The sequence below is a fragment of the Nocardia sp. NBC_00511 genome, from assembly GCF_045161165.1.
Classification (GTDB): Bacteria; Actinomycetota; Actinomycetes; order Mycobacteriales; family Mycobacteriaceae; genus Nocardia.
The window spans coordinates 6,600,566-6,627,454 of sequence record NZ_CP107849.1 but is presented as its reverse complement, the minus strand read 5'-3'; the positions used below and the strand labels follow the sequence as shown (position 1 = coordinate 6,627,454).

The 26,889-nt window shown below is 68.5% G+C and carries 30 protein-coding genes; 12 read left to right on the top strand and 18 right to left on the bottom strand.

Features of this window, described 5'->3' with window-relative positions; all coding sequences use genetic code 11:
• Positions 1-238: 238 nt before the first annotated feature.
• A complete protein-coding gene (locus OG300_RS30950; protein ID WP_405487046.1) occupies positions 239-643 on the top strand; it encodes an SdpI family protein in 405 nt (134 codons plus the stop codon).
• A 30-nt stretch (positions 644-673) separates the two neighbouring features.
• Here the strand turns inward: OG300_RS30950 and OG300_RS30945 are convergent, their stop codons facing one another.
• From OG300_RS30945 to OG300_RS30930, 4 genes are read right to left on the bottom strand one after another with little or no spacing between them, the layout of a single operon-like run.
• Positions 674-1,105, bottom strand: a complete 432-nt coding sequence (locus tag OG300_RS30945; protein WP_405487044.1) for a GNAT family N-acetyltransferase — start codon at positions 1,103-1,105, stop codon at positions 674-676.
• A 30-nt stretch (positions 1,106-1,135) separates the two neighbouring features.
• Positions 1,136-1,465, bottom strand: coding sequence for a hypothetical protein (locus OG300_RS30940; protein WP_405487042.1), 330 nt, complete (start codon positions 1,463-1,465; stop codon positions 1,136-1,138).
• The gene (locus tag OG300_RS30935; protein WP_405487040.1) at positions 1,462-2,340 is read right to left on the bottom strand and encodes a DUF692 domain-containing protein; all 879 of its coding nucleotides are present in this window, start codon (positions 2,338-2,340) and stop codon (positions 1,462-1,464) included. The genes OG300_RS30940 and OG300_RS30935 overlap by 4 nt, the downstream gene beginning before the upstream one ends.
• Positions 2,337-3,299 carry a TIGR04222 domain-containing membrane protein gene (locus OG300_RS30930; RefSeq protein ID WP_405487038.1) on the bottom strand — a complete coding sequence of 321 codons (963 nt, stop codon included), beginning with the start codon at positions 3,297-3,299 and terminating at the stop codon, positions 2,337-2,339. The genes OG300_RS30935 and OG300_RS30930 overlap by 4 nt, the downstream gene beginning before the upstream one ends.
• Before the next feature lie 104 nt (positions 3,300-3,403).
• Here OG300_RS30930 and OG300_RS30925 point away from each other — a divergent pair, with 104 nt between their 5' ends.
• Positions 3,404-4,372 carry a bile acid:sodium symporter family protein gene (locus OG300_RS30925; protein ID WP_405487036.1) on the top strand — a complete coding sequence of 323 codons (969 nt, stop codon included), beginning with the start codon at positions 3,404-3,406 and terminating at the stop codon, positions 4,370-4,372.
• On the opposite strand, the gene OG300_RS30920 is transcribed toward OG300_RS30925, so the two are convergent.
• The 4 genes from OG300_RS30920 to OG300_RS30905 are packed head-to-tail and all read right to left on the bottom strand — an operon-like array spanning position 4,326 to position 8,951.
• Entirely contained in the window at positions 4,326-5,531 is a 1,206-nt protein-coding gene (locus tag OG300_RS30920) for an aminotransferase class I/II-fold pyridoxal phosphate-dependent enzyme (RefSeq protein ID WP_405487034.1), read from the bottom strand. The two genes, OG300_RS30925 and OG300_RS30920, sit on opposite strands and share 47 nt — an antisense overlap.
• Positions 5,528-6,568, bottom strand: a complete 1,041-nt coding sequence (locus tag OG300_RS30915; protein WP_405487032.1) for a 3-oxoacyl-ACP synthase III family protein — start codon at positions 6,566-6,568, stop codon at positions 5,528-5,530. Before OG300_RS30915 ends, OG300_RS30920 begins: the two co-directional genes overlap by 4 nt.
• Before the next feature lie 11 nt (positions 6,569-6,579).
• Entirely contained in the window at positions 6,580-7,254 is a 675-nt protein-coding gene (locus OG300_RS30910) for an SRPBCC family protein (RefSeq protein ID WP_405487030.1), read from the bottom strand.
• Entirely contained in the window at positions 7,251-8,951 is a 1,701-nt protein-coding gene (locus tag OG300_RS30905; RefSeq protein ID WP_405487028.1) for a thiamine pyrophosphate-binding protein, read from the bottom strand. Before OG300_RS30905 ends, OG300_RS30910 begins: the two co-directional genes overlap by 4 nt.
• Before the next feature lie 140 nt (positions 8,952-9,091).
• On the opposite strand from OG300_RS30905, the gene OG300_RS30900 reads away from it, so the two are divergent.
• From OG300_RS30900 to OG300_RS30890, 3 genes are all read left to right on the top strand, one after another.
• Positions 9,092-9,607 carry an EXLDI protein gene (locus OG300_RS30900; protein ID WP_405487026.1) on the top strand — a complete coding sequence of 172 codons (516 nt, stop codon included), beginning with the start codon at positions 9,092-9,094 and terminating at the stop codon, positions 9,605-9,607.
• A gap of 129 nt (positions 9,608-9,736) precedes the next feature.
• A complete protein-coding gene (locus OG300_RS30895) occupies positions 9,737-10,696 on the top strand; it encodes an ATP-binding cassette domain-containing protein (protein ID WP_405487025.1) in 960 nt (319 codons plus the stop codon).
• Positions 10,693-11,463 (top strand): ABC transporter permease, encoded by a 771-nt coding sequence (locus OG300_RS30890; RefSeq protein WP_405487023.1) that lies wholly within the window; start codon positions 10,693-10,695, stop codon positions 11,461-11,463. Before OG300_RS30895 ends, OG300_RS30890 begins: the two co-directional genes overlap by 4 nt.
• A gap of 63 nt (positions 11,464-11,526) precedes the next feature.
• Here the strand turns inward: OG300_RS30890 and OG300_RS30885 are convergent, their stop codons facing one another.
• Genes OG300_RS30885 through OG300_RS30875 form a run of 3 tightly spaced genes read right to left on the bottom strand, consistent with a single transcriptional unit; the run spans position 11,527 to position 13,405 of the window.
• Positions 11,527-12,243, bottom strand: a complete 717-nt coding sequence (locus OG300_RS30885) for a zf-HC2 domain-containing protein (protein ID WP_405487021.1) — start codon at positions 12,241-12,243, stop codon at positions 11,527-11,529.
• Positions 12,240-12,746, bottom strand: a complete 507-nt coding sequence (locus tag OG300_RS30880; RefSeq protein WP_405487019.1) for a sigma-70 family RNA polymerase sigma factor — start codon at positions 12,744-12,746, stop codon at positions 12,240-12,242. Before OG300_RS30880 ends, OG300_RS30885 begins: the two co-directional genes overlap by 4 nt.
• Positions 12,747-12,790: 44 nt before the next feature.
• Positions 12,791-13,405 (bottom strand): YqgE/AlgH family protein, encoded by a 615-nt coding sequence (locus OG300_RS30875; RefSeq protein WP_405487017.1) that lies wholly within the window; start codon positions 13,403-13,405, stop codon positions 12,791-12,793.
• Positions 13,406-13,529: 124 nt separating this feature from the next.
• On the opposite strand from OG300_RS30875, the gene OG300_RS30870 reads away from it, so the two are divergent.
• Positions 13,530-14,291, top strand: coding sequence for a lysophospholipid acyltransferase family protein (locus OG300_RS30870; protein WP_405487015.1), 762 nt, complete (start codon positions 13,530-13,532; stop codon positions 14,289-14,291).
• A gap of 25 nt (positions 14,292-14,316) precedes the next feature.
• Here OG300_RS30870 and OG300_RS30865 read toward each other — a convergent pair whose 3' ends face one another.
• Positions 14,317-14,640: a GNAT family N-acetyltransferase gene (locus OG300_RS30865; protein WP_405487013.1), complete on the bottom strand. Its 324-nt coding sequence runs from the start codon at positions 14,638-14,640 to the stop codon at positions 14,317-14,319.
• Between the two features lie 98 nt (positions 14,641-14,738).
• Between OG300_RS30865 and OG300_RS30860 the strand changes: the two genes are divergently transcribed.
• Entirely contained in the window at positions 14,739-15,854 is a 1,116-nt protein-coding gene (locus OG300_RS30860; RefSeq protein ID WP_405487011.1) for a glycerate kinase, read from the top strand.
• A 38-nt stretch (positions 15,855-15,892) separates the two neighbouring features.
• Here OG300_RS30860 and OG300_RS30855 read toward each other — a convergent pair whose 3' ends face one another.
• Positions 15,893-16,249 carry a winged helix-turn-helix transcriptional regulator gene (locus OG300_RS30855; protein ID WP_405487009.1) on the bottom strand — a complete coding sequence of 119 codons (357 nt, stop codon included), beginning with the start codon at positions 16,247-16,249 and terminating at the stop codon, positions 15,893-15,895.
• Positions 16,250-16,387: 138 nt separating this feature from the next.
• On the opposite strand from OG300_RS30855, the gene OG300_RS30850 reads away from it, so the two are divergent.
• A complete protein-coding gene (locus OG300_RS30850) occupies positions 16,388-17,269 on the top strand; it encodes an NAD(P)-dependent oxidoreductase (protein ID WP_405487007.1) in 882 nt (293 codons plus the stop codon).
• A gap of 1 nt (position 17,270) precedes the next feature.
• Here the strand turns inward: OG300_RS30850 and aroQ are convergent, their stop codons facing one another.
• On the bottom strand, positions 17,271-17,705 hold the full coding sequence (gene aroQ, locus OG300_RS30845; RefSeq protein ID WP_405487005.1) for a type II 3-dehydroquinate dehydratase: 435 nt from the start codon (positions 17,703-17,705) through the stop codon (positions 17,271-17,273).
• Positions 17,706-17,776: 71 nt separating this feature from the next.
• Entirely contained in the window at positions 17,777-18,385 is a 609-nt protein-coding gene (locus tag OG300_RS30840) for a hypothetical protein (RefSeq protein WP_405487003.1), read from the bottom strand.
• 339 nt (positions 18,386-18,724) lie between these two features.
• Between OG300_RS30840 and OG300_RS30835 the strand changes: the two genes are divergently transcribed.
• Entirely contained in the window at positions 18,725-20,407 is a 1,683-nt protein-coding gene (locus OG300_RS30835; RefSeq protein WP_405487001.1) for an NTF2-like N-terminal transpeptidase domain-containing protein, read from the top strand.
• 24 nt (positions 20,408-20,431) lie between these two features.
• Here the strand turns inward: OG300_RS30835 and OG300_RS30830 are convergent, their stop codons facing one another.
• The 3 genes from OG300_RS30830 to OG300_RS30820 are packed head-to-tail and all read right to left on the bottom strand — an operon-like array spanning position 20,432 to position 23,523.
• Positions 20,432-20,800 carry a DUF3054 domain-containing protein gene (locus OG300_RS30830; protein WP_405498745.1) on the bottom strand — a complete coding sequence of 123 codons (369 nt, stop codon included), beginning with the start codon at positions 20,798-20,800 and terminating at the stop codon, positions 20,432-20,434.
• Positions 20,801-20,854: 54 nt separating this feature from the next.
• On the bottom strand, positions 20,855-22,000 hold the full coding sequence (locus tag OG300_RS30825) for a YbhN family protein (protein ID WP_405486999.1): 1,146 nt from the start codon (positions 21,998-22,000) through the stop codon (positions 20,855-20,857).
• Between the two features lie 5 nt (positions 22,001-22,005).
• Complete coding sequence (locus OG300_RS30820; RefSeq protein WP_405498744.1) at positions 22,006-23,523, bottom strand: adenylate/guanylate cyclase domain-containing protein; 1,518 nt, start codon at positions 23,521-23,523, stop codon at positions 22,006-22,008.
• 241 nt (positions 23,524-23,764) lie between these two features.
• Between OG300_RS30820 and OG300_RS30815 the strand changes: the two genes are divergently transcribed.
• From OG300_RS30815 to OG300_RS30805, 3 genes are read left to right on the top strand one after another with little or no spacing between them, the layout of a single operon-like run.
• Positions 23,765-24,916, top strand: coding sequence for an AI-2E family transporter (locus OG300_RS30815; protein WP_405498743.1), 1,152 nt, complete (start codon positions 23,765-23,767; stop codon positions 24,914-24,916).
• Positions 24,913-26,115, top strand: a complete 1,203-nt coding sequence (gene macS / locus OG300_RS30810) for a MacS family sensor histidine kinase (RefSeq protein ID WP_405486997.1) — start codon at positions 24,913-24,915, stop codon at positions 26,113-26,115. The genes OG300_RS30815 and macS overlap by 4 nt, the downstream gene beginning before the upstream one ends.
• A gap of 25 nt (positions 26,116-26,140) precedes the next feature.
• Complete coding sequence (locus tag OG300_RS30805; RefSeq protein WP_405486995.1) at positions 26,141-26,806, top strand: response regulator; 666 nt, start codon at positions 26,141-26,143, stop codon at positions 26,804-26,806.
• Positions 26,807-26,889: the final 83 nt, after the last annotated feature.

The window sequence follows — 26,889 nt, the reverse complement described above, 5'->3', positions numbered from 1 at the left end:
CCCCGATAAGGTCGCTCACCAGGGTAAAACGCCCATACCTCAGGCCCCAAAAGGGGTCCGCCCCCCGCACCCCCACTGTCAGCGAGATAGAGCTGGGTGGTTCGCGGCCGTCTTGATTCTGGACTGACGGAGCGGGGGAGCGAAGCGGAGGAGCGGAGGAGGGAAGAATCGAGACTTTGGGCCGCGAACCCGCCCGGAGCGAAGCGGAGGGCAAATAGGCACCGTGTACCGTGACGGGGTGTTCTTCGTGGCGCTGATCCTCTTTGTCTTCGCGGCTGTGGCCGTGGTCACGGGCGTGCTCGGGTTCACCGGCACCTTGCCCGGTAACCGGTATTTCGGGGTGCACTCCGAGGCCGCCTTGAAGACCGAGGAGGGTTTCAAGCTGGCCAACAAGGTGGCTGCGCCGACCTCCATCGTGGCAGGTCTGCTGCTGGCGGCCGCGGGCGCGGTGGCTTTGGTGGCGGGCGGCATTCCGGCCCTGGTGATCGCGGTGCTCGCCGTGCTCATCTCGCTGTTCACGCTGGGTGCGGGTGCGGCGGCGGCCGAGAAGGCTCTCACCACCGCGTTCCCCGAGGACAAGGTCGGCGGCTGCGGTAGCTCCTGCGGCTCGTGCTCGCTGCGCGACGCCTGCGAACCCGCCTGATTCCGAATCGGTTCCACTGAGCTCGCGGAGTCAGTTCACGAGTTCGCGGCGCATCCAGATGTGCGGGATGCCCGCGTCCATGCCGATCTCCCCGTACGCCTCGTACCCGAGCTTCTCGTAGAAGCCGCGCGCCTGCGTCTGCGAATGCAGTTCCACCGCGCGCAGTCCGCGCGCGCGGCTGCGCTCCTCGATCGCCCGGACCAGGGCCGCGCCGAGTCCGGTGCCGCGGGTCTGCTCCAGCACCGCCAATCGGCCGAGCACCCCGACCTCGTCGCGGACGAGCAGCCGGCCCGCGCCGACCGGTGCACCGTCGAGCCGGGCCAGGAAGTGGTCGGCGATCTCGTCCAGTTCGTCGATCTCGATCTCCGCGGGCACGCCCTGCTCGTCCACGAACACCCGCATCCGCACGGCGTACGCGTCGGCCAGCTCCTGCTCGGTGGTGACGGTGACTACCTCGATCATGTGCCCAGCATGCCCGAGCCGGGTGAACCCTCAGCGCAGCCGGGCCCGCAGTCGCGTCCAGCGCCCGGGCGCGGGCAGCGGCTCGGGGAGTCCGAGGTCGTGGGCGAACGCCGCGGCATCCGAGGCGGTGGTCGACTTCGGCCGTCGCGCCGCCCATTCCACATAGCGGGCACGGAACTCCGGTCCGGCCGCGTGCACCAGTCGCGGAAACCGGTGTGCCACCTCCTCGGCCCGCTTGTGCAGCAGGCCGTGCGCGGCGGCGGTGACGTCGGCGCGGTCGAAGCCGGGCGGCACCTCGGCGCCGGTCACCAGCGCCCGCACCAGTTCGGCCTGCTGCTCCTCGAGGGTCCGGCGCGTCATCGGTAGGCCGGGTCGGTGCGCAGGGTGATCGGGGTGCGCTGGGCCGCGGCGGCGATGGCCGCCAGTTCGGCGGCGAGTTCGCTTGCGGGCGGGTAGTTTCCGTCGCGCTCCAGCATCAGCGGCGTGCTGCGGCCGGGTGCGAATTCGGCGACCAGGGCCAGCACCTCGGCGGGGACGGCGTGGGTGTGCGAATCGATATAGCGGCCACCGGATTCGGAGCCGCCCGCGATATGGCAGTAGGCGACGCGCTCGGTGGGCAGGCGCAGCAGTTCGGTGAGCGGGTCGAGGCCGCGGTTGCGGGCATTGGCGTAGACGTTGGCGATGTCCAGCAGCAGGTAGACGCCGGTGCGTTCGACCAGCTCGGTGAGGAATTCGGCCTCGGTGTACTCGGCGTCTGGCCATTCGAACAGAGTCGCGATGTTCTCCACGGCCAGCGGCACGTCCAGGTGCACGGCGGTGTGGAAGATATTGCGCTGCAACGCGTCCAGGGCCTCGCGGGTGCGGGGGACCGGCAGCAGGTGGCCGGCCTCCAGCCCGGCCGCGCGGACGAAGGCGATGTGCTCGCTCACCAGCGGCGCGCCCAGGGCTCGCGCGCAGTCACCGAGATGCAGGGCGCGCTGCTCGTCCACCGGTTCCGCACCGCCGAGCGACAGTGAAATGCCGTGCGGCACAGCGGGTATGCCACCAGCGAGGAGTTCGGCGAGTTCCTCGGGCACCGCCACCCGCCGGCTCGCGGCGCCGCGGCGACCCTGCCGGGGCAGCGTCTCGGCGATCACCTCGCAGAACCCGATGCCGTCGAGTTCGGCGATGATGCCGCAGATCTCGCGCCGCCAGCCGATGCCGACCGCGCCCGCGGGCAGCGGTGACGTGCTCATCCGCCGCACCCACCGCCGCAACTGCTGCCACAGCTGCTCCCGCAACTGCTGCCCCCGCCGCTGTCGCTGGATCCGCAACTGGAGCTGGTGCTGCAACTCGAACCGGAGCTGCAACTGTCGCCGCCCCCACCCCCGCCGCCGATGCCGCCGGCCGCGACGCTGGCCGCGCCCGCGAGCGCCGGGTCCAGCGTCCACAGCACCATGCCGCCGAACAGGGCCGCGGCCAGGGCGGCGCTGTCGGGTCCGTAGGAGCTGTAGGAGGGCGAATTGCCCGGGCGCAGATGGCTGTTGCGGGTGGCCGCGCCGAGCAGCGCCTCCTTGCCGCGCTTGGTCAGTCGCGGGGTGCGCCGCAGCAGCAACCACAGCGGGACGGTGGCGATCAGGGCGAGGATGAGCAGCCCGACCGGATGGCGTCCGGCGATGCCCGCGAACAGCCGCACCACACCGAGCGCCATCAGCAGCAGCAACGGCAGGGTGACCAGCCGCAGCGAGTTTCGCTGCTGTTCGCCGACCATGTAGCCGCGATCGGAGAGATCCTCGCGCATCCGCGCCACCGAAGGCGCCGCTGCCGCAGTGAGATCGGCGACGTGGCGCTTGTCGGAGGACAGCAGATGCGAGTAGAGCGCACCCGAGATGGGGTCGAGCCGCTGCTGCTCGTCGGGCTGCGGGGTGCGCACGGGCCGACCGGTGGAGTCGATGATCTGGTGTCCGCGCAGCTGGGCCAGCCCGGCCAGCACCGGCCGCCGGTCGTCGACCAGCAGGGCGGTCTCGCTGGGGCGCAGCACTCCGGCGGCGGCGCGGCCGGGATCGGCGGCGCGAAAGATCCTGGAGCGCCAGACGAGTCCGGCAACGAAGGCCGCGACCACCGCGATCACATAGAGCAGGAGGAAGGCCGGACCGGAGATTCCCCAGGTCTGGGTCGCGGCCGGGGCGGCCGAGATGGTGGTCCACGGGACCATGGCGATTCCCCTCGGGAGTCGTCGAGACAGTCGATCACCATCAGTATCGCCGCTGCACGGGTGCTGTGTTAATCGGGACAATCCGGGCCGATTAGCCTGCTCTGGTGCGATTTCTCAGCAAGTTCTACATAGACGGGTTCATCCTGTCGATCCTCGCTGTCGTCGTCGTGGCCAGTATCTTCCCGGCCCGTGGCGATGCCGCCGAGATCGTGAACTGGCTGACGAAGATCGCCATCGGATTGCTGTTCTTGCTCTACGGCGCGCGCCTGGCCCCGCAGGAGGCGATCGCGGGCCTCAAGCACTGGCGACTGCACACCACCGTGCTGGCCTGCACCTTCATCCTGTTCCCGCTGATCGGCCTGGGCGCGCGGGTGCTGGTCCCGCATGTGCTCACCAGCGACCTCTACACCGGTGTGCTGTTCCTGTGCCTGGTGCCGTCCACCGTGCAGTCCTCGATCGCCTTCACCTCGATCGCCAAAGGCAATGTGGCGGGCGCGATCGTGAGCGCCACGGTGTCGAACCTGCTGGGCGTCTTCCTGACTCCCGCCCTGGTGATCCTGCTGATGAACACCACCGGCCAGGCCAAGGTCGATCCGTCCGCCGTGATCGACATCGTGCTGCAGCTACTGGTCCCGTTCTTCCTGGGTCAGCTCATCCGCCCGAAGGTGAAGGGTTTCCTGTCCCGCTACGCCGAGCCGACCAAGCTGGTGGATCGCGGTTCCATCCTGCTGGTGGTCTACAGCGCGTTCAGCGCGGGCATGGTGGAGGGCATCTGGCATGCCATGTCGCCGTGGCGGATTCTGCTGCTGGCCGTGGTGTGCGGCGTGATCCTGGCGATCGTGATCGCCGCGACCGGATTCCTGGGCGAGTCCCTGAAATTCGATCGCGCCGACCGGATCGTGGTGGTGTTCTGCGGTTCCAAGAAGAGCCTGGCCACCGGACTACCGATGGCCACCGTGCTGTTCTCGGGTCACCCGGTGGGCCTGATCGTGTTGCCGCTCATGATGTTCCACCAGATTCAGCTGATCACCTGCGCGGCCCTCGCACAACGCTTTGCTCGTAGCGCGCCGTGACCGACAGCAGGCGGCTGTCGTCGCGGCGCAGGGTGCGTTTGCCCGCCGACGGCCGGGTCGCCAGGGCGTGCAGGACGGCGCGGTCCGCGCCCGGATCGCCGACCGCGATGCGGGCGCTGCCGTCGGGATAGCGTTTGGCCACGATCCCGGCCCGGGCCAGGGTGGGGGCGATATCGCGGCCGGGCAGGAACAGGAAGTTGGCGCTGCTGCGGGGTACTCGGATGCCGCCGCGGCGGAGTTCGGTGCGCAGCAGTTCGCGTTCGGTGGTGATGCGCAGGATGCGCGCGCCCAATTCGGCCGCGGCGGCGTAGGAGGCGCGCACCGCCGCCACCGCCGTAGCGGGGACGCCGAACGGCAGTTGCAGCCGGTGTACGCGCCGTACCAGGTCGGGGGCGCCGAAGGCGTAGCCGATGCGCAGTCCGGCCAGCCCGTACGCCTTGGAGAAGGTGCGCAGCACCAGCACGTTGGGATGTCGCCGGATCAGCTCGTGGACGTCGAGAGTGTCTGCCACGCCGAGGAATTCGACATAGGCCTCGTCCAGCAGGACCGGGATGTGGGCGGGCACGGAGCAGAGGAACGCCTTGAGCTCGCTGGCCGAGACCACGGTGCCGGTCGGGTTGTGCGGGCGGCACACCGCGATCAGTCCGGTGTCCGCGTCGATGGCCCGTGCCATGCCCCAGAGGTCCTGGCGGCCACCGGTATCCAGCGGGATCGCCACCGGTCGCAGCCCGATCATCTCCGCCATGATCGGATAACCGTCGAATGTCGGTGTGGCATAGATGAATCCGTCGCCGGGTGCGGCGAGGGTCTGCATGATCTGCATGGCGACCCCGGTCGCGCCGGAGCCGACCACCACCTGCTCCGGATCCACCCCGAGGTGATCGGCGATCAGCGTGGGCAGCAGGGTCGGCAGGAATTCCGGATACCGGTTGGCCGCGCCGAGACAGTCGTCGAGCGCCGCCACGACGGACGGCAGCGGCGGGAACGGATTCTCGCTCAGGCTCAGATCGAAGCGGATGGTGTCGCGCCGCGACTGCGACAGTGCCGAATCAGCTGGTCCGGCAGGCAGTTCCGCGCCACGAAACCCGGTCGGCCAATGCACCGGGGCGGCCATTCGGGGCGCGGGGCGCTCGCGGTCTCCCGCATCGTTGCCGGTCATCGCGCCGCCCCCCAGCGCACGGCCGCCGCACCCGCGAAGTCTCCGGCGTGTGCGAAGGCGGCCATCATGACGACCGAACCGTTGCGCAGCCGCCCCGCCTGGTTCTCGGCGTCGAGAGTGACGGGAATGCCTGCGGCGAACAGGTTTCCGCAGGAGTCGAAGGTGTCGGGATGTCGTTCCGCCGGCAGTTCGAGGGCGTCGTTCCAGTTGCGCAGGAACAGCCGGTTGGGCTGATTGGTGATCAGCGTGTCGAGGTCGCGGCTCTTCACCCCGATCCGCTTGCACACCGCCTGCGCCACCTCGGGCACCAGCCGGTTGCCACGCGAGAACACCTTGGCCACCTTGGATTCCGAGAACGTCACGCAGCCCTGGCCTTCACCTGGCTCCCAGTACTTGCGTTCGCTGTTGGTGCTGAACTCCATGTCCCCGGCGAATTCGGGATAGGTCCGGCATTCGATGTCGAGGATCGGCGCGGAATTGTTCTTCACGATCAGCCCGACCCCGCAGCCGTCACCGGGCACGGGAGCCTGTGCCAGCCCGCGAATGTCGGACTGGGTGAACACCGGTCCCGCGCAGTTCTGTGAGCAGGCGATCAGCGCGGAGCGCGCGTCGGTGGTCTGCAGGATCATCCGGGCCAGCCACATCATGTGCACGAAGGCCGCGCAGCCGCCGTTGTGCACGTCGAAGACGTAGCGCGGCTTCATGTCCAGGCGTCGCGCCACCTCCGGCCCGGCGCCCAGCACCGGATTGTCGGGCAGCTGGGTGTGGGTGAGCAGCACGTCGATATTCGAGATCTCCTGGCTGCCATGGCGTTCCACGAGCGGCGCGACCGCGCGCTCGACCATGTCCACCGCCGTCTCGCCGCGGGCGACGTGATGTCGGCCCTTGGGCGCGCGGAACATGACGTTCTTGGCCATCCGATCCGAGCGGGAGAACTGGGTGAAGTACTCGGTCCCGACCGGTTCGCCGGGCAGGTACCCGGCCACGTCGACCAGGCTGACAGGCGGCGTCCGCAGGGACGGTTCGGTGAAATCCATGGCGCCACAGCTCATTTCTGATCCGACGAGGCCCGCATCCAGGCGGGGGTGAGGGGCAGGCCGTGCGACGCGCGATATTCGGCGATGACCTTGAGGTTGTCGAGCTCGAGCTGATGCCCGGCGGCGAACATCTCCCAGAAGTCGCCGACCCACACCTTGCGGCCCTCCGGCGCGACGTCCTTGTAGGGGTTCTTGTCGTAGTACGGGTGACGGCAATTCGTCCACAGCACAACGGATCCCGGCTTGTCGAAAACCACCTGGGCGTCGACGACCCGCATCAGGTAGATCATCCACAGGTGCTCGCTCTGGTCCCAGGCGCAGTGGTAGTCGACGGTCATGGCGTCCGGGTTGGCGACGGTGCGGGTGTAGATGCGGGTGCTGTCGCCGAGCCGGTCGTAGGACTCCCACAGTCCGGGCTCGCCGGTCTCGGTGAAGCCGCGCAGGCTGTAGGTCCACTCCTCGAGCGAGCGGGTGTCGGAGAGATATTCGTAGAGCTCCCGCGGCGGCGCGTCGATATAGCCCTGGACCGGGCAATAGTCACCGAAGATCTGGTCGTGCGGGTACACCGATCGGAGCATGTCCAGGATGATCGGGGTGGTCTGTTCGCGATCGGAGTTCTCGATGCGCAGCACACCCGGCACGACGCCGGGAATATCGCTGAGTGCGGGCAGGGCGCTGGTGGTCACGGTTGCCTCCTGGGGGCCGTCAGAAACGGTGTGAAGGGCGGGATTTCGTCCGGATCGCAGTCGATGGCGATCAGTGACGGTCCCGGGTCGCCGACGCAGTGCCGCAGTGCCGCGGCGAGTTCGGCCGTGCTGCACGGGGTGTGGACGCACAGTTCCGGAAACATGACCGCCATTCCGGCGCCCGGATACGCCGGCCGGAATCTGTTGAAGCTGTACCGATTTCCGTAGTACTGCTGTTCGCGGGTGACGCACATGGCGTGCGCGTTGTTGTTGAGGACGATGAAGGTGATGGGCAGCTCGTGTTCGACGGCGGTGTGTATCTCCATGCCGTGCATGAAGAAAGCGCCGTCACCCGCGATCACGAAGGTGTGGCGGGTGCTGCCGTCCGGGCGGCGGTGCCGGGCGAACGCGGAGCCGATACCGGCCCCGAACGCGTAGCCCATGCCGCCCATACCGAGGGCGACCGTGAAGCGTCCGGCGCGTGGCAACCGCAGGTGATGTACCGCGGCCGCGCCGGTGTTGCCCGCATCGGCGAAAACATCCGCGCCGTCGGGCAAGCCGTTGTTGATGGTCTCGACCACCTCCCGGTAGCGCAGCCCGGGACCGTCGGCCGGTGGCACCGGCAGCGCGGTCGGGGCGGCGCGATGGGGTCGCAGCGGGATCACCGCGGCGGTGCTCTCCCCGGTGGTGGTGTGCCATTCGCTCGACAGTTCGTCGAGGGTCCTGGCCAGGTCGTTGGTGTGCGCGTGCACGGCCGATGGGAACGGCGGCGCGTCGCCGATGCTCACCAGTGGCAGTTCGCGCAGCGCGTCGTCGAGTCCGGCGCTCGCGGTGACCGGCAATCGGGTCCCGACCAGCACGCACAGCGCCGCGCCACGCAGCGCGTCGATCAGCTCGGGGTGGCCCATGCTCCCGGATACCCCGCAGAATCCCGGATCCGCGTGGTGATACACATCTTTCGCATCGGGGGCCACCCCGACCGCCGCGTCCAGCAGGGCGGCGAAGCGGGCCAGTTCGGCCCGGGCATCATCGCGGGCCACCTGATCGCCCGCGATCAGCACCACCTTCCCGGTGGCGCGCGCCGCGCGCACCAGGTGCAGCACCCGCCACAGGTTCTCGATCTCGCGGCGGTAGGCGCGGGTGGGCGGCACGAAGTCGGAGGCGACCAGGTCGGCCTGCTGAATGTCCTTGGGCAGCAGCAGCACCGCGGGCCCGCCGCGATACGCCGCGGTGACGGCGCGGGTGAGATGGGCGGGCAGGTCGGCGGGGGCTTCGACGCGGGCGCAGTACCGCGATATCGGCGTGAACAGCGCGACCGCGTCGAAGGAGCCGGCCTGCCCGCTGGTGTCCTGGAAGGCGCCCTTGCCTTCCAGGACCGTCGGTGGCTGACCGATCAGGGCCAGCACCGGGACCCGGGAGGCGAAGGATTCGGCGAGCCCGGCGACCAGGTTCATGGCCCCGCCGCCGGAGGTGGCGCAGACGACGCCGAGCCCGGACGTGGAGCGGGCGTACCCGTCGGCCATGGTGGCCGCCGCGAACTCGTGCTTGGCGACCACCGCGGTGATCAGGTGGCGATGGTCGAAGGCCGCGTCGTAGAGGTCTTCGATATTGGCTCCGCCGACCCCGAACAGGTGTCGGACGCCCAGGGTCGAAACAGCTCTGACCAGGTGGTCAGCGACCCGTGTACCGCTGTGCATGGGCGTCTTCCTTTCGGTGGGTTCCACCGGGTGCCCGCGTGCCTTCAATCCGGGATACGAATGCGAGTCGTCAGCGGTTCAATCACCGCGCTTCGCGACAGGTCTTGTATGTATGTATACGTCTACGTATAGTTGGAAACATGCCGAACAAGACGATCTACGTATCCGATGATGACCTGAAGCTGTTCTCGCGCGCGCAGGAATTGGTGGGCGGAAATCTCTCGGGCGCGATCGTGACGGCACTGCGACGCTTCATCGAGCTCGAGGAAGGACGCAGGGAGGGCTACGAAGAGGTGGTCCTCAAGGTGGGCAAGGACGGCGTGCGGCAGGTCCGCTTCTCCGGCTCGCTGCTCGCCGACTGGCACCAGGTGACCAACGAGCGCATCGAGGACATCCGGGTGTACCGCACACGCAAGGGCGCGTATGCCGTGCACAGCCACTACTCCAACTGGTCGGAGTTCCCGACCGACACCAACATCCTCAAGGACTGGCGGCAGTGGCGGCGCTTCCTCGGTGTGGGTGAACAGAATTGGGGCGATTTCGACCTGGAAGTCGCCGAGACCCTCGCCGAGCTGAAGGGCAAGGTGCCCGACCGGCTCTACGCCCGCGTCGTCGACGCCACCGAACACCCGCAGGTCGAGGACCTCGATATCTGATTCCTTCGTAGTCCCGAAGGCCCTGTAGCACAACACAATCGCGTAACCACCCACCTTGATCGCACGCCTCGGCGGTCACGGCTCAGCTGACGCATGCATTCATGCGTATCTATTGATCAGAGGGGAACCATGACCATCGACCCACGACCGGCGGCGATATCCGTCACCGGCCTGCGCAAATCCTTCGGCGAGCACCTGGTGCTCGACGGCATCGACTTCGACGTGCCCGAGGGCAGCGTGTTCTCGCTGCTCGGGCCGAACGGCGCGGGCAAGACCACCGCGGTGCAGATCATGTCCACGCTGAAACATCCCGACAGCGGCGAGGTCGTCATCGGCGGACACGATCTCGCCACCGATCCGGACGGCGTGCGCTCGGTCATCGGGGTCACCGGCCAGTTCTCGGCCGTCGACGAACTGCTCACCGGGCGTGAGAACCTGCTGCTCATGGGCGATCTCCAGCACCTGCCGCGCGGTGAAAACCGCAGGCGCGCCGCCGATCTGCTCGAGAAGTTCGATCTGGAGGAGGCCGCCGACAAGGTGGCCTCCAGCTACTCCGGCGGCATGACCCGCCGTCTGGACCTGGCCATGACATTGGTCGGCCGACCCCGGATCATCTTCCTCGATGAACCCACCGTCGGCCTGGATCCGCGCAGCCGCCGCGGCATGTGGGACATCATCCGCGAACTGGTCGGCGGCGGCGTCACCATCTTCCTGACCACCCAGTACCTGGAGGAGGCCGACCAGCTGGCCGACCGCATCGCGGTACTGCACGGCGGGCGGCTGGTGGCCGAGGGCGCCGCCGATCAGCTCAAGCGCCTGGTGCCCGGCGGCTACATCCGCCTCGACTTCGCCGAGCGCGCCGAATTCGATTCCGCCGCAAGGGCTTTCGAGACCGCCTCGCAGGTCAACGGCGATCTCACCCTCGCCATCCCCAGTGACGGCGCGGTCCGCTCGGTGCGCGAGGTGATCGACCGCCTCGACGCCGAGCGCATCGAACCCGAGGGCCTGTCCGTGCACACCCCCAACCTCGACGACGTCTTCCTGGCCCTCACCGGCGGCCACGCTCCCGAGAAAGAGGCCATCCGATGACCACCGTGACCACCGCCCTCACCGACTCGCGCACCATGGTGCGCCGGAACCTGGTGCACGCCAAGCGATATCCGGGCATGACCGTCAGCATGATCGTGATGCCGGTGGTGCTGCTGCTGGTGTTCAACTACGTGTTCGGCGGCGCGCTGAAGTCGTCCACCGGCGGCAGCTACATCGACTACCTGACCCCCGGCATGATGCTGATCATTCCGGCCTACATGGTCGCGGGCATCGCGGTGTCGGTCGCCAGCGACATGACCAAGGGCATCATCGATCGCTTTCGCACCATGCACTTCTCGCAGCCCTCGGTGCTGACCGGGCATGTGGTCGGCACCTGGATCCAGGGCCTGCTCGGGGTGAGCGCCATGACCCTGGTGGCGCTGGCGGTCGGCTTCCGCCCGCACGCCGACGCGGTGGGCTGGATCGCGGCCCTGGGCCTGATCGCGCTGACCCTGTTCGCGCTCAACTGGCTGGGCGTCGGGTTCGGCCTGATCGCCTCGACGCCGGAGAGCGCCAGCAATATGCCGATGCCGATCCTGCTGCTGCCCTTCCTCGGCAGCGGCCTGGTGCCCACCGACACCATGCCCGCCGGGGTCAAGCAGTTCGCCGAATACCAGCCGTTCACCCCGATCACCGAGACCCTGCGCGGGCTGCTGATGGGCGGCGCGATCGGGCACAACGGCATCCTGGCCGTCGGCTGGTGCGTGGCACTGGGCGCGTTCGGCTACCTCTGGTCGACGAGCGTGTTCCGACGCCGCATCAAGTAGCCGAATTCGACTGTGGCGCAACGACGGTGGCGCATCCCGGGTCGGGATGCGCCACCGTTGTGTTCAGAGTCCCGCTGCGAGCAGGACCTTCCCGGATCCGTTGCGGATCTCGACCGTCTTCAACTGCTCCGGCGACACCGATGTGGTGCCGTCCGGGGTCAGCACCTGTCCCGGCTTCGCGGTCCACTCGGCCAGCTTGGACTGCACGCCGTCGGCCCGGGTCACCCACATCGACAGCGTCCACACGTACTCCTCGTCGGAGGGCGGGTAGTTGCACCACATGTCGACCCGGGTCTGGCCCGCGATCGAGATCACCTTGAAGGTGGCCACGATCGGAGTGTCGGTCTGCGCCTGCAACGGACCCTGCGCCACCACCTGCTGGATGGCGGGTGCGGTGTCGTGATCGGCGAGCGAGGTGGTCACCGGGACGGCGATGGCCACCGCCGCGGCGGCCGCCGCGATCACCCCGGCCGCGTTGCGCCAGCGGACACGCCGCTGCCGCTTGGCGGTCTGCGCCGCCAGCGTGGGCAGCAGCCGTTCCGGCGGCGGCGGTACCGTCGAGGGCGGATCCTCCTGTGCCGCAATCGAAAACGCGGTCTCGGTGTCCACCAGCGCCAGCAGTCCGGGCAGCCCGGCCAGCTTCGACACGGCCAGTCGGCAGGAGTCGCACCCGGTCAGATGCTCCTCGTACTCGCGGCGGTCGTCGCGGGCGAGAGCTCCGAGAACATATGCGCCGTCCCAGGTCGTGTAGCCGTCACAAAGTTCGTGGCCCTCGGTCATCTCGTCACCCCCATCTCCTGTAGCACCAAACGCAGCGCCCGCATGCCGTAGTGCATACGGGATTTGACCGTCCCCTCCGGAATCTCCAACTCCTCGGAGATCTGGTGGGTGGACAGCCCGCGGTAGTAGGCCCGCACGATGACATCGCGGTGGTCGATGCTCAGCCGGGCCAGCGCGTCCGCGACCATCCAGCCGTCCAGCGCCCGATCGGTCTTGTCGGGTACGGGCACCTCGGGCGGGTTGTCGGTGCGGAACTCGCGCCGGCTGCGTGCGCTGCGGTGCTCGTCCACTGCCAGGTTACGTGCCACCGTGAACAGCCAGGCCCGGGCCGACGACGTGGACTGGTCCAGCACATTCGGCCGCTGCCAGGCCCGCAGCAGGGTTTCCTGCACGATGTCTTCGGCCCGGCCGGGGTCGCCGACCAGACCGTAGGTGTAGCGCCACAGCGCCGCGGCGTGCTCTTCGTAGAGCGCGCGCAGCAGGGCCGCTTGATCGTCCGGCACTAGCGCCCCACCTCCCGCGGAGTACTCATACCGGATCCACGTTTCTAGTTGCGTTCCAGTTCGATCGGATGTGTCGCCAGCAGCGAGAGCGGCAACGGCTGGCGGCGCAGCACCTGCGCCCAGAGGTCGATCCGGCCCGCCACCGGGTCGGTGGGCAGCGCCGAGAGCACGATCCAATCGCCGCGATCGAGTTCGCCTTCCAATTGCCCGAAGGTCCAGCCCGCGTATCCGGCGAACACCCGCAGGCCCTCGATGAGCGGGGCGACCCGATCCGGATCGGAATCCAGATCCACCAGCGCCACCCGGCCGTCGACCCGGCGCAGACCGGGAATTCCGGCGAAGGAGGTGCCGACCTTGACGGTCGCCAAACACAGGGCGGCATCGCGTTTCACCGGACCGCCGATGAACAGCGAGCGGGGTCCGGCGGCCAGCTCGGCCCAGTTCGGTAGGACGTCCGCGACGGCGGTATCGCTGGGCCGGTTCAGCACCACGCCCAGGCTGCCCGCGTCATTGTGCTCGATGATGTACACGACGGTCCGCCGGAAGGACGGCTCGACCAGATCGGTCGCCGACACCAGCAGGGTGCCGGGCCTTACGACCTGGTCCTCGTGCCGGGATTCGCGTCGAGAACGATCACCGTGTTCCTCTGCACGTGCCACCAAGCCATCATCGCACTGAGACAAGGTAATTGCTGTGCATAATTTGCTGAGTGCGAATTTGTGCCGTCGCCCGCCCGGAAAAACTTGTCCCGCATACCTTGCGGTTGGTAGCTAGGGTGGCCGTATGGAACGTCCCGAGGTGATCCTCGAGAACAGCGACACCGTCTACGACTTCTATCGTGACGATCGGCAGAATCTCGTGAAGGCACGGGCGGCCTACTGGCTGCTCGGCCGCCGCTACCAGCCGCGCGTCTCCTACGCGCCCGGTGCGCGGGAGCGCCTGCGCGAGTTCATCTCCCAGGGGCGGCCGCTGCTCATCTCGGTCAATCACCTCTCCCAGCTGGACCCGTACACGGTGGCCGCGACCGCCTGGCGCAGCGTGCTGCGACCGGTGATCGGCCGCACCCGGGTGCTCGCCAAGGATGAACTGTTCGTCGAACCCAAGCTGCGCTCGCGCATCGACATGATGGGCGGCATCCCGGTTTTCCGCGGTAAGGACCACGGCATCCGGGCGGTCAACGCGGCGGGTCAGCGCATGATCGACATCTGCGCCGAACGCATGGCGCGCGGTGACGGGATCGCGGTGTTCCCCGAGGGCACCTGCAACGACGTCGACCCGGATCAGGTGCAGACGGTGGGAACGGGCATCGGGCACATCGCCTTCCGAGCCAAGAAGCTCGGCGCGAACCCGGTGCTGGTGAGCCTGGGACTGAGCTACGGACCGCGCCCGGACCCGAAGGTGGAGCCCACCAAGGAGCAGGTGAAATCGGCCAGCTTCTATTTCGGGGTGCCGGTGCCGGAACTGCCGACCAAGCCCGCGGAGATCACCCGGGTGGTGCGCGACGAACTTCAGGTGGCGTTGGACGGCGCGGTCGCGGCGTACTAGCGGGACGTCGGTCCGGGCGCGTCGGCTAGCTCTGCGGCAGGTTCAGCCGCTGCCGTGACCACTGCGGCACCAAAGCCAGGTACTCCGGCCGGGATTCGACGAAGTGGTGCACCATCGGGCACAGCGGCAGGATGCCGAGGTGCTCGTCACGGGTCTGATCCAGTGCGCCCTGAACGAGTTTGCGGCCGTAGCCCAGGCCCTCGAACTGGGGATAGATCTCGGTGTGCACGAACGCGCGCTCGTTGGCGGTGTCCTGATACGAGGTGACACCGGCGAGGTACTCATCGACGAACAACTCGAATCGATCCAGTGCGGCGTTCTTGCGGACCTCGATCGACTTACTCGACATGGCATCGACGCTAGTCGGCCGTCCACACCTATTTGTCCGTTTGCCGGAAGGGTGGCTCCGGGCGTGTCGCTCGCACCGGGAAAGGCCACACTGTAGCGATGACCAACGCACGGCCGCGCCGGGTGATTCTGGCCCCGGACAAGTTCAAGGGTTCGCTCACCGCCGCGCAGGTGGCCGACGCACTGGCCGCGGGCCTCACCCGCGCCGCGCCCGGCACCGAGGTGCGGCGGACACCGGTCGCCGACGGCGGGGACGGGACCGTCGACGCCTTCGTTGCCGCGGGCTGGGAGCGGGTCGAGGTGGACAGCTACGGGCCGACCCTGCAACCCGTCACCACCTCCTACGCCGTCCGCGGGAACACCGCGGTCGTCGAACTCGCCGCCGTCAGTGGGTACGTGAAACTGCCCGGCGGACAAGAGGATCCGTTGCATTCGAGTACCTACGGCGTCGGCGACCTGATCGGTGACGCGCTCGACCGCGGCCTGCGCGATATCGTGCTGGGCCTCGGCGGCAGCGCCTCCACCGACGGCGGCGCGGGCCTGCTGCAAGCGCTCGGGCTGCGCATCCTCGACGTCGACGGCCGCGAATTACCTTGCGGCGGTGCGGCACTCGCGCGTGCCATCCGGATCGACCGCAGCGATCTGCACCCCGGTCTCGCCGACGCGCGGATCACCCTCGCCAGCGATGTGGACAATCCGTTGCTCGGACCCGACGGCGCGGCCGCGATCTATGCGCCCCAGAAGGGCGCGGATCCCGAACAGGTCACGACACTCGAAGCGGCACTGAAGAATTGGGCCGCCGTGCTGGGCCCGGAATGGGCCGACAAGGCGGGCGCGGGCGCGGCGGGCGGCACCGGATTCGGAGCCCTGGCCGTGCTCGACGCCCGCATGCGCTCGGGCATCGACCTGGTGCTGGACCTGATCGGCTTCCGTGACCAACTCGCCGACGCCGACCTGGTGGTGACCGGTGAGGGCTCCCTGGATGCCCAAAGCCTTTCCGGCAAGGCCCCGATCGGCGTCTGCCAGGCCGCCCGGGCGGCCGGAGTCCCGGTCGTCGCGGTGGCGGGCCGGGTGGCGCTCACCCCGGACCAGCTGCACGCGGCCGGGTTCACCGCCGCGTACGCACTGTCCGAGCTGGAACCGGACCCGGTGCGCAGCATGGTGAACGCGGCCGCGCTGGTCGAGCGGATCGGCGAGCGGATCGCCGTCGGGTAGCGCCCACTGTCCGCACGGGGGCTGTTCGCGGAGGTCGGTCAGCTCGCGGGTGTGAGCGTCCCCGCGAGCAGTCGGACCTGGTGCCGGTCGCCCCACTGCTCCAGCGGGCGCAGCGCCGTCGCGAGCTCCTCACCCAGCGCGGTGAGTGAATACTCCACGCGCGGCGGCACTTCCGCGTAGATCTCGCGGTGCACGATGCCGCTCGCCGTCATTTGCCGCAGGTTCTCGGCGAGCACCTTCTCGCTCACCCCGGTCAGCAGGCGGCGGATCTCGCCGAAGCGCACCGGGCCCTCGCCCAGCACCCACATCAGGTGCAGCTTCCATTTGCCGCCGACCGCGTCGATGGCCACCGACATGCCGCACACCTGGTGATCCGCGTCACCGTCGTCCCGCATCGCATCCTCCTGACCAGATTCCGAACCTGTGGGTAAGCAACCCCACTCGCAGGTGCGGTCTTCCCGGGCCGCGCCGCGCGGGTCACCATCGATTTCGGCGCCGACCCATTCACGCGAGCAAATCGAAGGGCACACACCATGTCTGAGCAGCAGCGATCCGTGACCGTCGTCGGGCTGGGCCCGATGGGCCGGGCCATGGTCACGGCCTTCCTGAAAGCCGGTGTCGAGGTGACCGTCTGGAACCGCAGCCCCGAGAAGGCCGCGGCGCTGACCGAACTCGGCGCGAAGCACGCGGCCACGCTGGCCGAGGCGCTCGACGCCAACCGGGTGATCGTGCTGAGCCTCACCCACTACGCGGCCATGTACGACGTGCTCGGTCCGGTGGCGGATCGGCTGCCCGGCAAGGTGATCGCCAACCTGTCCTCGGATTCCCCCGAACACGCCCGGGCGGGCGCGGCCTGGGTGCGCGGGCACGGCGCGGAATTCCTTTCCGGCGGAGTCATGTCCGCGGGCGCGGACATCGAGCACCCGGCCTCGTACATCTTCTACAGCGGTCCGCGCCCGGTCTTCGACACGCACGCCGAACTGCTGCGGCCGCTGAGCCCGCAGGAGTACCTGGGCGTGGATGACGGTCTGGCGCAGGTCTTCTACCAGGGCCTGCTCACCATCTTCCATCCCTGGCTGCTGGCCTTCGACCAGGCCACCGCCATGATCGCCCGCTCCGGCCACGACATTGCCCGGTTCGTGCCGTTCGCGGTGCGCTCGAGTGCCGCGTTCCCGGTCTTCATGGAGCAGTTCTCGGTCGCCAACCAGCAGGGCGGCTGGGCCGACCTGGCCTCGCTGAAGATGATGGACGCGGGCGCGCAGCACATCATCGAGGCCAGTGAGGAGGTCGGCGTGGACGCCACGTTCTCGCATACCGCGCAGGCCTTCTGGCGGCGAGCGGTCACGGCCAGCGCGGCGGCGGGGTCGGCGGTGTCGACCTACGAGTTGATGAGCGCGGTCCCCGGCAACGCCTGAATCAGGCGCAGAGGAATTCGATGGCCGCGGCGTAGCCCCGGATACCCATGCCCGCCACCACCGCGGTGGCGATGGGGGAGACGAAGGAGTGGTGCCGGAACTCCTCGCGGGCATGCACATTGCTGATGTGCACCTCCACGATCGGGACCTCCGGGATCACCAGGGCGTCGCGCAGCGCGACCGAGGTGTGGGTGAGGCCGCCGGGATTGATGACGATCGCGGACTCCATGCCGCGGGCGGCGTGGATCCGGTCGATCAGCGCGCCTTCGTGATTGGACTGGAAGGCGACGATCTCGCGGTCGAAGCGGGCCGCGGTCTTGCGGCACAGCTCGACCACATCGTCGAGGGTGTCGGAGCCGTAGACCTCGGGCTGGCGGGTGCCGAGCATGTTCAGGTTCGGGCCGTTGAGCACCAGGATGGGACCGGTCGCTGCCATGCGACCACTGTATGGGGCCGGGGTGGCCCGGGTCCGTTGCCCCTCGCGGCGGGCCCGGGCGCGGCGCGAACCTAGAGTCCGCGCGGTCCTTCCGAGCGCAGGTCGTCGACTTTGCTCATGGCCGAGCGCAATTCCTCGAGCCATTCCTCGGCGTGCTTGCCCGCCAACCGGACCGTCCAGGCCAGGGCATCGGAGCGGGAGCGCGCCACGCCCGAGTCGACCAGGGTGTCGAGCACCTTGCGTTCCGGCTGCCGCAGCCGGGTCATCACCGGAACGGCCAGGTGGGTGAACATGATTCGCTCGCCGCCCACGGTGACGCCCCAGGCCACGTTGCGGCCGTAGCGCGCCTGCGCCTCCTGGGCGATCCGCATGCGGGCCGGGCGGGTGGACTCGCGGAAGCGAGCGAGCGCGCCCTCGCGGGTCGCGGTCGGAACCTCGGCGGGGGCGTCGGCGGGGGCGTCGGAGCCCGGGGCGGCGTCGGCGGGTTCGGGTGTGGGGAGGGGTAGTTCGCCGATCACGACGATCTCGTCGCGGTCGATCTCGAGGGTTGCGGGGCCGGTGAACCAGTCCGCTGGCAATCGTCCAGCGAACCAGTCGGCGGCGTCGGTGACGGCGGGGAGGTCGGCCTGCTGCCAACCGCCGGTGCGCCCGAAACCGGGTCCGCGATGTCCGTGTCTCATATTGGTCACTCTCACTTCGTGTATGGAGTTGTAATGCTGATTACAACGTTACGTCGATTCGGCCCGATCGGATTCCGCTCTGGGAGAACGGGGTTCGGGAGGTCGGCGGCGATGGCCCGGAATCGGTGTCCCGAGTGAGAACCGGCCGGTCGCTCGCGTCTCGAATACGTCAGGCTCTGTAACCGACCGGTGATCATGTAAGTGGTCACTGCTGACCGTTTTCGGCACTATGGTGGTGCTCAGAACAAGGACGCCTGGTGGGAAAGGTGGAACCGCGGGGGTTCGGCACGCGGTACCGTGGACCTGTTGCTGTTGTTGCCAGAGTGAAGAGTGGGCGATATGGATGTGTGGGGATCCCGCCGCTTCCGGGTACGGGGTGCGATCGCACTCGCGGGCGTGGCTGCCGTCGCGATTGCGATGGGGTCATGTGGTTTTCGGGAGCGCGCGACCGGTGCGGAGGCCGTGGTCGATCGATTCACGACGCTGCTCGACAAGAAGGACTACGACGGAGCCGCGGAGCTCACCTCGTACCCGAGTGGCGCCTCGGCAACGTTGAAGCAAGTTTTCGCGGGCCTCGATCCGGGCAAGCCGGACTACAAGATCACCCAGTACATCGGACTGGACAGCAATACCGGTCTGTTCTCCATGACCGGCGCCTGGAACTTCGGCGACAAACGGGACTGGAAGTACGACCTCAACGGCACCGTCCGCAAACTCAGTGTCGGCTGGCGCATCTCGTGGGATCCGGCGGTGGTGATGCCGCAGCTGGACGCCAAGCGCAGCGCCAAACTGGTGCGCACCAGCGCCCAGCCCTCACCGAAGGTCAACGACATCGTCGGGCAGCCGCTGATGACCGAGCAGACCATCAACGTCATCTCCGTGGACCCGGCCAAGGTCACCGACCCGGTCGCCTCCACCAACGCGCTCGCCGACGCCATCGCACCGGTCGCCCCGCTCATCGACGGACCCGCGCTGATGCAACAGCTTTCGGCCGCGCAGGGCAAACCCTTCGTCGCGGTCAATCTGCGCGACGGCGACTTCAACATCCTCGAACCGCGGATGGCCAACATCCCCGGTGTCGTGATGACCAAGCAGCCCAAGCTGGTCGCGGCCGACCGGCGGGTGTGGTCGCCCATGCTCGACGCCCTGTCCAAGGTCTGGGACGACAATCGGGATCAGCACTCCGGCTGGGGTGTTCAGCTCTTCGAACCCGACGGCTCCTTCGTCACCCAGCTCGCCGGTGAACAGGGCCCGCCCGGACCGGATATCGCCGCCACCATGGACCAGCGGTTGCAGCGCGCCGCCGAGGACGCCGTGGTCAGCACCGGCTCGCCGACCTCTGTGGTCGCCATCCAGCCCTCCAGCGGGGCCGTGGTCGCGGTCGCCCAGAACAGTCAGGCCAGTGCCCGCGGTTCGGTCGCCTTCACCGGTCTCTATCCGGTCGGCGGCATGATCGAACTGTTCAAGAACGTTGCCGCGGTCACCAAGAACAAAGCGCCGCAGGATGTTTCGGTCGGCGACGCGGCCGACGCGGCCGGGCTGCTCGGGGTCGGCATCGACTTCAAGATCCCCGGCCTGGACGAGACCACCGGTCGCCTGCCCACCGCCAAGAACGCCGCCGAGAACGTGGGCCGCGGCAATGCCGCCGACTCGCTGCTGGCCAGCCCGTGGGGCATGGCCATCGCCGCGGCCGCCATCGCCAACGGTCAGGTGCCCAAGCCGATGATCGCCATCGGCCAGCCCGCCACCACCGAGGCCGACCTGGCCGCGCTGCCCGGCGGCGCCACCGACCGGCTGCGCGCCATGCTGCACGACGGCGCGGGCGCGCCGGACATGGTGAGCCTCAACCGGTATCGCGACGTCCAGGCCTTCGGCGCGACCACCGGCAACAACGGCTGGCTCATCGCCACCATGGGCGACCTGGCCTTCGCCGTGCACGTCGACGATCCCGACAGCGGCGACCTCACCGCCCGGGTCGCGGCCCGCATGCTCCAGTCACTGGCCTCCCCGGACCAGGGCTGATCAACGCGGGAACCGCAGTGTTGTTCAGCGCAGGAACTGCAGTGCCGCTCGCCACCCGAGCACGAACAGACCCAGGAAACTCGCGGCCACGATCACGAAGCTGACCGCGACGCCCTGACCCGACACCACCCGCAGCAGCATGCCGCCGATCAGGATGCTCAGCCAGACGATGACGCCGGTCGGCCACACCGCCCGGCCGTCGAAACGCCTTGCCGCGCTGGCCCCCTCCCGGCCCGCCGCCACCGCGATGGCGATCACCCAACCCAGCAGCAGGCCGGTGCCGAACGGCCAGAAGGTGTGCAGCAGACCCGTGCCGATGGTCTCGTCGTGGCTGCGGCGCCCGATCGCGCAGAACACGACGACGAGCACGACATCGACGACGAACGGCACCATTTTCTTCACGGGCCACAGGCTATCGGGCGGCCGCGGGACCTTCGTGCCGGGACATCAGGTTGCGCCGCCCTCGTCCTCGGCCGCGGGATTGGGGCGACGGCGCTCGGTGACCAGCGGCGCCCCGCGCTCCTCGAATTCCTTCTCGTACTCGGCATCGTCGGCCTGCGGCGTCCGGAACAGGAACAGGAACACGATCCAGCCGACGATCGCCACCAGGATGAAGCTGATCAGCCGGTAGATGAACGCCGCCGCGACCGCCTGCGCCGCGGGCAATCCGGCCGCCACCGTGAGTGACAGGGTGAGCGTCGCGTCCACGTAGACGATGCCGCCGGGCGCCAAAGGGATGGTGCCGACGGCCTTTCCGGCCGCGAACGCCAGCATCAGCCCGGCGATCTTCGGGTCCGCGCCCACCGCGTAGCAGGCGAAACCCAGGCAGGCGACATCGGCGAGCCGATGCACCAGCGCCCACGCGATCACCCACGCGCCGTCGCGCTTGTTGAGATCCACCGACTCCAGCTGGCCCAGGATCTCGGCTACCTTGTCCATCTCGGCGTCCTCGGGCTGGTGCCGAATCCGATTGACCAGGTGCAGGATTCGCCGCAGCACCGCCTCGATGCCGCCCGGGTGCCGGGCGATGTAGTTGACCGCGAAGATCAGCAGCGCGAGGGTGCCCAGCGTCAGGGTCACCTTCAGCGGGCCCACCTTGTCGCCCGCCAGCACCGTCCCGAACAGGCCCAGCAGCGCCAGCCCGGCCGCCGCCACCACACCCGACATCACCAGCTGCCAGGACGCCACGATGGCGCTCGCGCCCCAGCGCCGGGTCTGGCGGTAGGTGAAGGCGGTCGAGAACACCTGTCCGGCAGGCAGCGTCACCGACATGGCGGTCGCGCCGTACACCACCGACACCGATTTGCGCTGGCTGACCTCCACCCCGCCCGCCCGCATCAGCTGTTTCTGGATCCGACCGAACCCGGACATGGAAAACGCCTGCATACAGATGCAGGCGGCGACCCATCCCCAATGGATTTCGGTGAGGTTCTTCCAGGATTCGTGCAGGCGCGGATATAGATAAACGCCTTCGGAAATCAGCAGACACAGCAGCGCGGCGCCGAGAACCCATTTGGCCCACCAGAACCTGCCGCGGTGTGAGTGTTCTGCGGGCGGCGCAGGTTCGCCGGCCAGCTCACCATGGGCCGTCACGGTCGTCAGCCTAACGAACGAGCTGCCGCCTCGTCTGCATCAGCCGGGTCGGGACTTTCCGCGGGCCAGGCCAAGCGGGTTTTCCGACGCCGTCCCCGCAGTTGTACCTCTTCACCGGTCTGCCAATGGCGCTGTTCGTCCTCTTCGGCGAAAAACAGTGCGCTACTGGAGGTCAGCACGCGTTCCGGGCGATCTTTCGCGAGTTCGGTCAGCCGGGACGCCTCGTTCACCGGATCACCGATCACGGTGTATTCGAAACGATTCGCGCCACCGATATTTCCCGCCACCGCCAGGCCCGCCGAAACCCCGATGCCGATATCCAGACCCGACACCTCGCGCAGGGCTTCGCGCAGCTCACGGGCGGCGGCGAGGGCGGCGGTCGGGGCGTCCGGACGGTCCAGCGGCGCACCGAAGATGGCGAGCGCGGCATCACCCATGAATTTGTTGATGAGTCCGTGATGGCGATCGATCACATCCACCACGACGCGGAAGAACTCATTGAGCAGGCTGACCACTTCGGTCGGCGGGCGTTCCGCGGCGGTCGCGGTGGAACCGACCATATCCACGAACAAGACCGCCACGAACCGGGTTTCACCACCGAGTTCGGTGCCGTACTCCAGGGCCCGCAGCGCCACATCCTCACCGACGTGCCGACCGAACAATTCCTGGAGGTCCCGGCGTTTGGCCGCCTCACCCATCATTCGGTTGAAGCCAACCTGCAGCAGACCGATTTCCGAACCGTCGAAAACTTCCACCTGCACATCCCGCGCACCCTCCTGCACGCTGTTGATGGCCTGGCTGAGCTGGCGAATCGGATCGGAAATGGAAGAACCGGTGAGCATGGAAAGCGCCAGCGCCTGCATGATCACCACACCGCACAGCAGCAGAATTGATACCGCCAGCGACTGGGCGGAAAACTGTACGCGAGAAGAAATCTGGGTGACGCACAACAGCACGATGGCGATCGTCGGCGCGAAGGTGCCCATGCCCCACGTCATCGCCATCCGGGTGCCGACACCCGGCGTCAGGGTGTGATCGAACGCGCCGACCGTCAGCGCCTCGGCCGCGACCGGCCGCAGAATCCGCTCACCCAGCATGTAGGTGAAGCCGAAAACGATGGTGGCGGCCATACATTCGGTGACGATCACCGCCGCCGCCAGCTCCGGGGTGCGCACGATGATCAGCGAGGCCAGCACGCCACCGCCGACCAGCCACAGGATCAGGTGCACGATGGCCTGCCGCAGCGGCGCGTGCAATGCCGCCATCTGCTCCTGCCGCGACGGCGGCCCGCCGCGCAACTGCCAGCGCATCACCGGCCGCAGCATCAGCGCCGAGGCGGTCATGCTCAGCAGTCCCCCGACCAGGAACACCAGTGCGGGGATCAACAGCCCGGTCTGCCGGGTCGCACTGGTATCGCCCTGGGGGACGGGCAGTCCGTACTGAATGAACGCCCACACCAGGACAGCACCGAACGCATTGGCCGCGAGCATCGATCCGAGGTACAGCGGCCAACGCGTTCCCATGGTCTGTTTGACCGCTTCCAGAGGCGCCGACACGATCACCAATCTAGCGGGAGCCCCGGGCTGGATGAACCTCCAGCGGGCGGATGGGGTGGCCACGCGGGTTCTCAGGGCAGGCGAATGTCCGTTTCCACCCAGTAGGCTCACAGGCGTGAGCGAGGCCGAGGCAACGTCCAGCAGATCCGGGAGATCCGGCGCCGGGCGCCGTGAGGACGCGGCAGCCGTGCATCCGCTGGTGCGGCAGATGGCGGAATGGTGCTGGCGGCTGCTCATCGTGTTCGCGGCGGTGCTGGCGCTGGCCTATCTGGCGCGCAAGCTGTCGACCGTCACCATCCCGATCTCGATCGCGCTGCTCGGCGCGGCGTTGATGGCGCCACTGGTGAATTGGATGCAGCGGCTGGGCGTGCCGCGCGCCATCGGAGTGTTCGTGGCGCTGATCGGCGCGCTCGGATTGCTGGCGGGGATCATGACCTTCGTCGTCGAGCAGTTCGTCACCGGTGTGCCGCAGCTGTCGGACGAGTTCAAGACCTCCGTGCATCAGATCCAGGACTGGCTGATCAACGGGCCGATGCATCTGAGCAACGAGCAGATCCGCAATGCGGGCGACACCATCGTCAAGACCATCGAATCCAACAAGGACGCGCTCACCAACGGGGCGCTGACCACCGCCACCGTCATCGGCGAATTCTTCACCGGGGCGTTCCTGACCCTGTTCATCCTGATCTTCTTCCTCTACGGCGGAGATCAGATCTGGGAGTTCATCACCCGCATCATTCCCACCGTGCACCGGGCCAAGGTGCGGGAGGCGGGGCGGTTGGGCTTCGGCACGCTCACCGGGTTCGTGCGCGCCACCGTCATGGTGGCGGCGGTCGACGCGGTCGGCATCGGGTCGGGGCTGGCGATTCTCAGTGTGCCGCTTGCGCTTCCGCTGGCTTCGCTGGTGTTCATCGGCGCGTTCATCCCGATCATCGGCTCCTTCATCGCCGGTTCGGTGGCGGTGTTCATCGCGCTGATGACCAAGGGCGTCGTCACCGCGCTCATCGTGCTGGGCATCACGATCGCGGTCATGCAGCTGGAAGGCCATGTGCTGCAACCACTGCTGATGGGTCGGGCGGTGCGCATCCACCCGCTGGCCGTGGTGCTCGCCATCGCCGCGGGCGTGGTGCTGGCCGGGCTGGCGGGCGGTCTGCTGGCGGTGCCGTTCGTCGCGGTGCTCAATACCGCGATCCGTTCCCTGCTCGCGGATTCCCCGCAGGAGCTGTATCAGGAACTGCACACCGGTGACCCGGATTCGCCCATGTTCCACGCGGATCCGGACGACCCGGACGAGAGCCGATATCGGGTCGCCGCGCCGGTCGACGGCTCCGACGACCACCAGACGGAATCCCGCGAGTGACAGCCGGCGGTACGCCGCTGGACGCCGAACCGGATCCGGTCTTCGCCGCGACCGCGCCACTGTGGCGCGCCGTGCAGGCCTTCCGGCTGGTCACCCTGCTGTACGCGGTCGGCCAGCAGGTGGCCTCGGTCCCGCACTACACCAACCAGCGGTTGAGCTGGGCGCTGATCGCGATCATGGCGGTCTGGTCCGGGGTCTCCGCACTGCTGTTGACGCAGTGGCGGATTCGGCATCTGCCGCGCGTGCGCACCGCCGTCGTGCTCGGCGATCACCTGGTGGTCATCGCGCTGATCTTCGCGACCCGCCTGGTCGCGCCCTACGACTGGTATCACGGGCATCAGACGGTGCCGACCACGCTGTGGGCGGCCAATGCCGTTGTCTCAGCGGCGATCCTGTGGGGTCCGTTCGGCGGCATCTGCTCCGGGCTGCTGGTGTCGGCGGCCGTCATCACCGCTCGCGCCCAGTGGGAGTTCGACATCTGGCGCGACGCCACCGCGCCGGTGCTCATCTCGGTGGGGCTGGCGCTGGGCCTGGCGTCCAACACCGCGCGCCGAGCCCACGATCAACTACAGCGGGCGATCCGTTTGACCGCGTCGGCCCAGGAGCGGGAACGACTCGCCCGCGAGGTGCACGACGGCGTCTTGCAAGTGCTCAGCTACATCAAGCGGCGCGGTAACGAGATCGGCGGTCCCACCGCGGAATTGGCGGATCGGGCCGGGGAGCAGGAGGTGGCGCTGCGGGTGCTGATCTCCGAACAGGGCGAGCACGCGGACACCGGCGGAGCCGAACAGGATCTGCGACCCCTGCTGACCGCCCAGGTCACGCCCACCGTCCTCGTCTCCACCCCCGGTGATCCGGTACCGCTGGGCCGCTGGGCGGCGCGCGAGGTCGCCGCGGCCGTGGCCGCCGCCCTCGCCAATGTCGCCCAGCATGCCGGATCCGGTGCGAAAGCCTATGTGCTGCTGGAGGATACCGGCGAGGAGATCATCGTCAGCGTCCGCGACGACGGCCCCGGCATCCCGCCCGGCCGCCTCGCGGAGGCCGAAGATCAAGGGCGCCTGGGTGTTTCGCGTTCCATCGTCGGCCGCATCGAGGCCCTCGGCGGTACCGCGCAGCTGCTGTTCGAAGCGCCACCGGCCGACGGCGAGGACGACGCCGGGGCCGAATGGGAATTCCGGCTGCCCCGCGGCCGACAATGAACAGCACCGAGTGAGGGAGGCGGACATGAGCGAATCGGCACCGATCACCGTGATGGTGGTCGACGATCACCCCATCTGGCGTGAGGGCGTCGCCCGCGACCTGGCCGAAGCCGGATTCGACGTGCTCGCCACCGCCGACGGCGTGCGCTCGGCCGGGGCCCGCGCCGCCGCCGTGCAACCCGCCGTCGTACTGATGGACATGCAGCTGCCGGACGGCAACGGCGCGGACGCCACCGCCGAGGTGCTGCGCGTCTCGCCGCGCACCCGGGTGCTGGTGCTGTCCGCCTCCGCCGAACGCGACGACGTGCTCGACGCCATCAAGGCCGGGGCGACCGGCTACCTGGTCAAGAGCGCCTCGGCGACCGAGCTGCTGGCCGCCGTGCACGCCACCGCCGCCGGGCAGGCCGTCTTCACCCCGGGCCTGGCCGGGCTGGTGCTCGGTGAGTTCCGGCGCATCGCCAACACCCCGCCCGACCGGGACGAACCGCATCGTCCGGCGCTCACCGACCGGGAGACCGAGGTGCTGCGCATGGTCGCGAAGGGCTTGTCCGCCAAGCAGATCGCGACCCGCCTGAGCCTGAGCCATCGCACCGTGGAGAACCACGTGCAGTCGACGCTGCGCAAACTTCAGCTCGGCAACCGCGTCGAGCTCACCCGCTACGCCATCGAACAGGGCCTCGACGAGGACTGAGGGCACGACGAGTGGGGGCGCGGATCAGGGATTGCCCTGATGCGTTCGGCCGCGTCGGCTCCTAATCTCGAAGGCATGGGAGG

Excerpts from the sequence above, each read along its gene's own strand:
- OG300_RS30840 (WP_405487003.1), bottom strand. The coding sequence starts at position 18,385 with ATGAGACACGGACATCGCGGACCCGGTTTCGGGCGCACCGGCGGTTGG.
- OG300_RS30860 (WP_405487011.1), top strand. The coding sequence starts at position 14,739 with ATGACCAACGCACGGCCGCGCCGGGTGATTCTGGCCCCGGACAAGTTC.
- OG300_RS30890 (WP_405487023.1), top strand. The coding sequence starts at position 10,693 with ATGACCACCGTGACCACCGCCCTCACCGACTCGCGCACCATGGTGCGC.
- aroQ (WP_405487005.1), bottom strand. The coding sequence starts at position 17,705 with ATGGCAGCGACCGGTCCCATCCTGGTGCTCAACGGCCCGAACCTGAAC.
- OG300_RS30850 (WP_405487007.1), top strand. The coding sequence starts at position 16,388 with ATGTCTGAGCAGCAGCGATCCGTGACCGTCGTCGGGCTGGGCCCGATG.
- OG300_RS30835 (WP_405487001.1), top strand. The coding sequence starts at position 18,725 with ATGGATGTGTGGGGATCCCGCCGCTTCCGGGTACGGGGTGCGATCGCA.
- OG300_RS30870 (WP_405487015.1), top strand. The coding sequence starts at position 13,530 with ATGGAACGTCCCGAGGTGATCCTCGAGAACAGCGACACCGTCTACGAC.
- OG300_RS30820 (WP_405498744.1), bottom strand. The coding sequence starts at position 23,523 with ATGGGAACGCGTTGGCCGCTGTACCTCGGATCGATGCTCGCGGCCAAT.
- OG300_RS30865 (WP_405487013.1), bottom strand. The coding sequence starts at position 14,640 with ATGTCGAGTAAGTCGATCGAGGTCCGCAAGAACGCCGCACTGGATCGA.
- OG300_RS30905 (WP_405487028.1), bottom strand. The coding sequence starts at position 8,951 with ATGCACAGCGGTACACGGGTCGCTGACCACCTGGTCAGAGCTGTTTCG.
- OG300_RS30805 (WP_405486995.1), top strand. The coding sequence starts at position 26,141 with ATGAGCGAATCGGCACCGATCACCGTGATGGTGGTCGACGATCACCCC.
- OG300_RS30815 (WP_405498743.1), top strand. The coding sequence starts at position 23,765 with ATGGCGGAATGGTGCTGGCGGCTGCTCATCGTGTTCGCGGCGGTGCTG.
- OG300_RS30940 (WP_405487042.1), bottom strand. The coding sequence starts at position 1,465 with ATGACGCGCCGGACCCTCGAGGAGCAGCAGGCCGAACTGGTGCGGGCG.
- OG300_RS30885 (WP_405487021.1), bottom strand. The coding sequence starts at position 12,243 with ATGACCGAGGGCCACGAACTTTGTGACGGCTACACGACCTGGGACGGC.
- OG300_RS30900 (WP_405487026.1), top strand. The coding sequence starts at position 9,092 with ATGCCGAACAAGACGATCTACGTATCCGATGATGACCTGAAGCTGTTC.
- OG300_RS30855 (WP_405487009.1), bottom strand. The coding sequence starts at position 16,249 with ATGCGGGACGACGGTGACGCGGATCACCAGGTGTGCGGCATGTCGGTG.
- OG300_RS30930 (WP_405487038.1), bottom strand. The coding sequence starts at position 3,299 with ATGGTCCCGTGGACCACCATCTCGGCCGCCCCGGCCGCGACCCAGACC.
- OG300_RS30915 (WP_405487032.1), bottom strand. The coding sequence starts at position 6,568 with ATGGATTTCACCGAACCGTCCCTGCGGACGCCGCCTGTCAGCCTGGTC.
- OG300_RS30945 (WP_405487044.1), bottom strand. The coding sequence starts at position 1,105 with ATGATCGAGGTAGTCACCGTCACCACCGAGCAGGAGCTGGCCGACGCG.
- OG300_RS30920 (WP_405487034.1), bottom strand. The coding sequence starts at position 5,531 with ATGACCGGCAACGATGCGGGAGACCGCGAGCGCCCCGCGCCCCGAATG.
- OG300_RS30935 (WP_405487040.1), bottom strand. The coding sequence starts at position 2,340 with ATGAGCACGTCACCGCTGCCCGCGGGCGCGGTCGGCATCGGCTGGCGG.
- OG300_RS30895 (WP_405487025.1), top strand. The coding sequence starts at position 9,737 with ATGACCATCGACCCACGACCGGCGGCGATATCCGTCACCGGCCTGCGC.
- OG300_RS30830 (WP_405498745.1), bottom strand. The coding sequence starts at position 20,800 with ATGGTGCCGTTCGTCGTCGATGTCGTGCTCGTCGTCGTGTTCTGCGCG.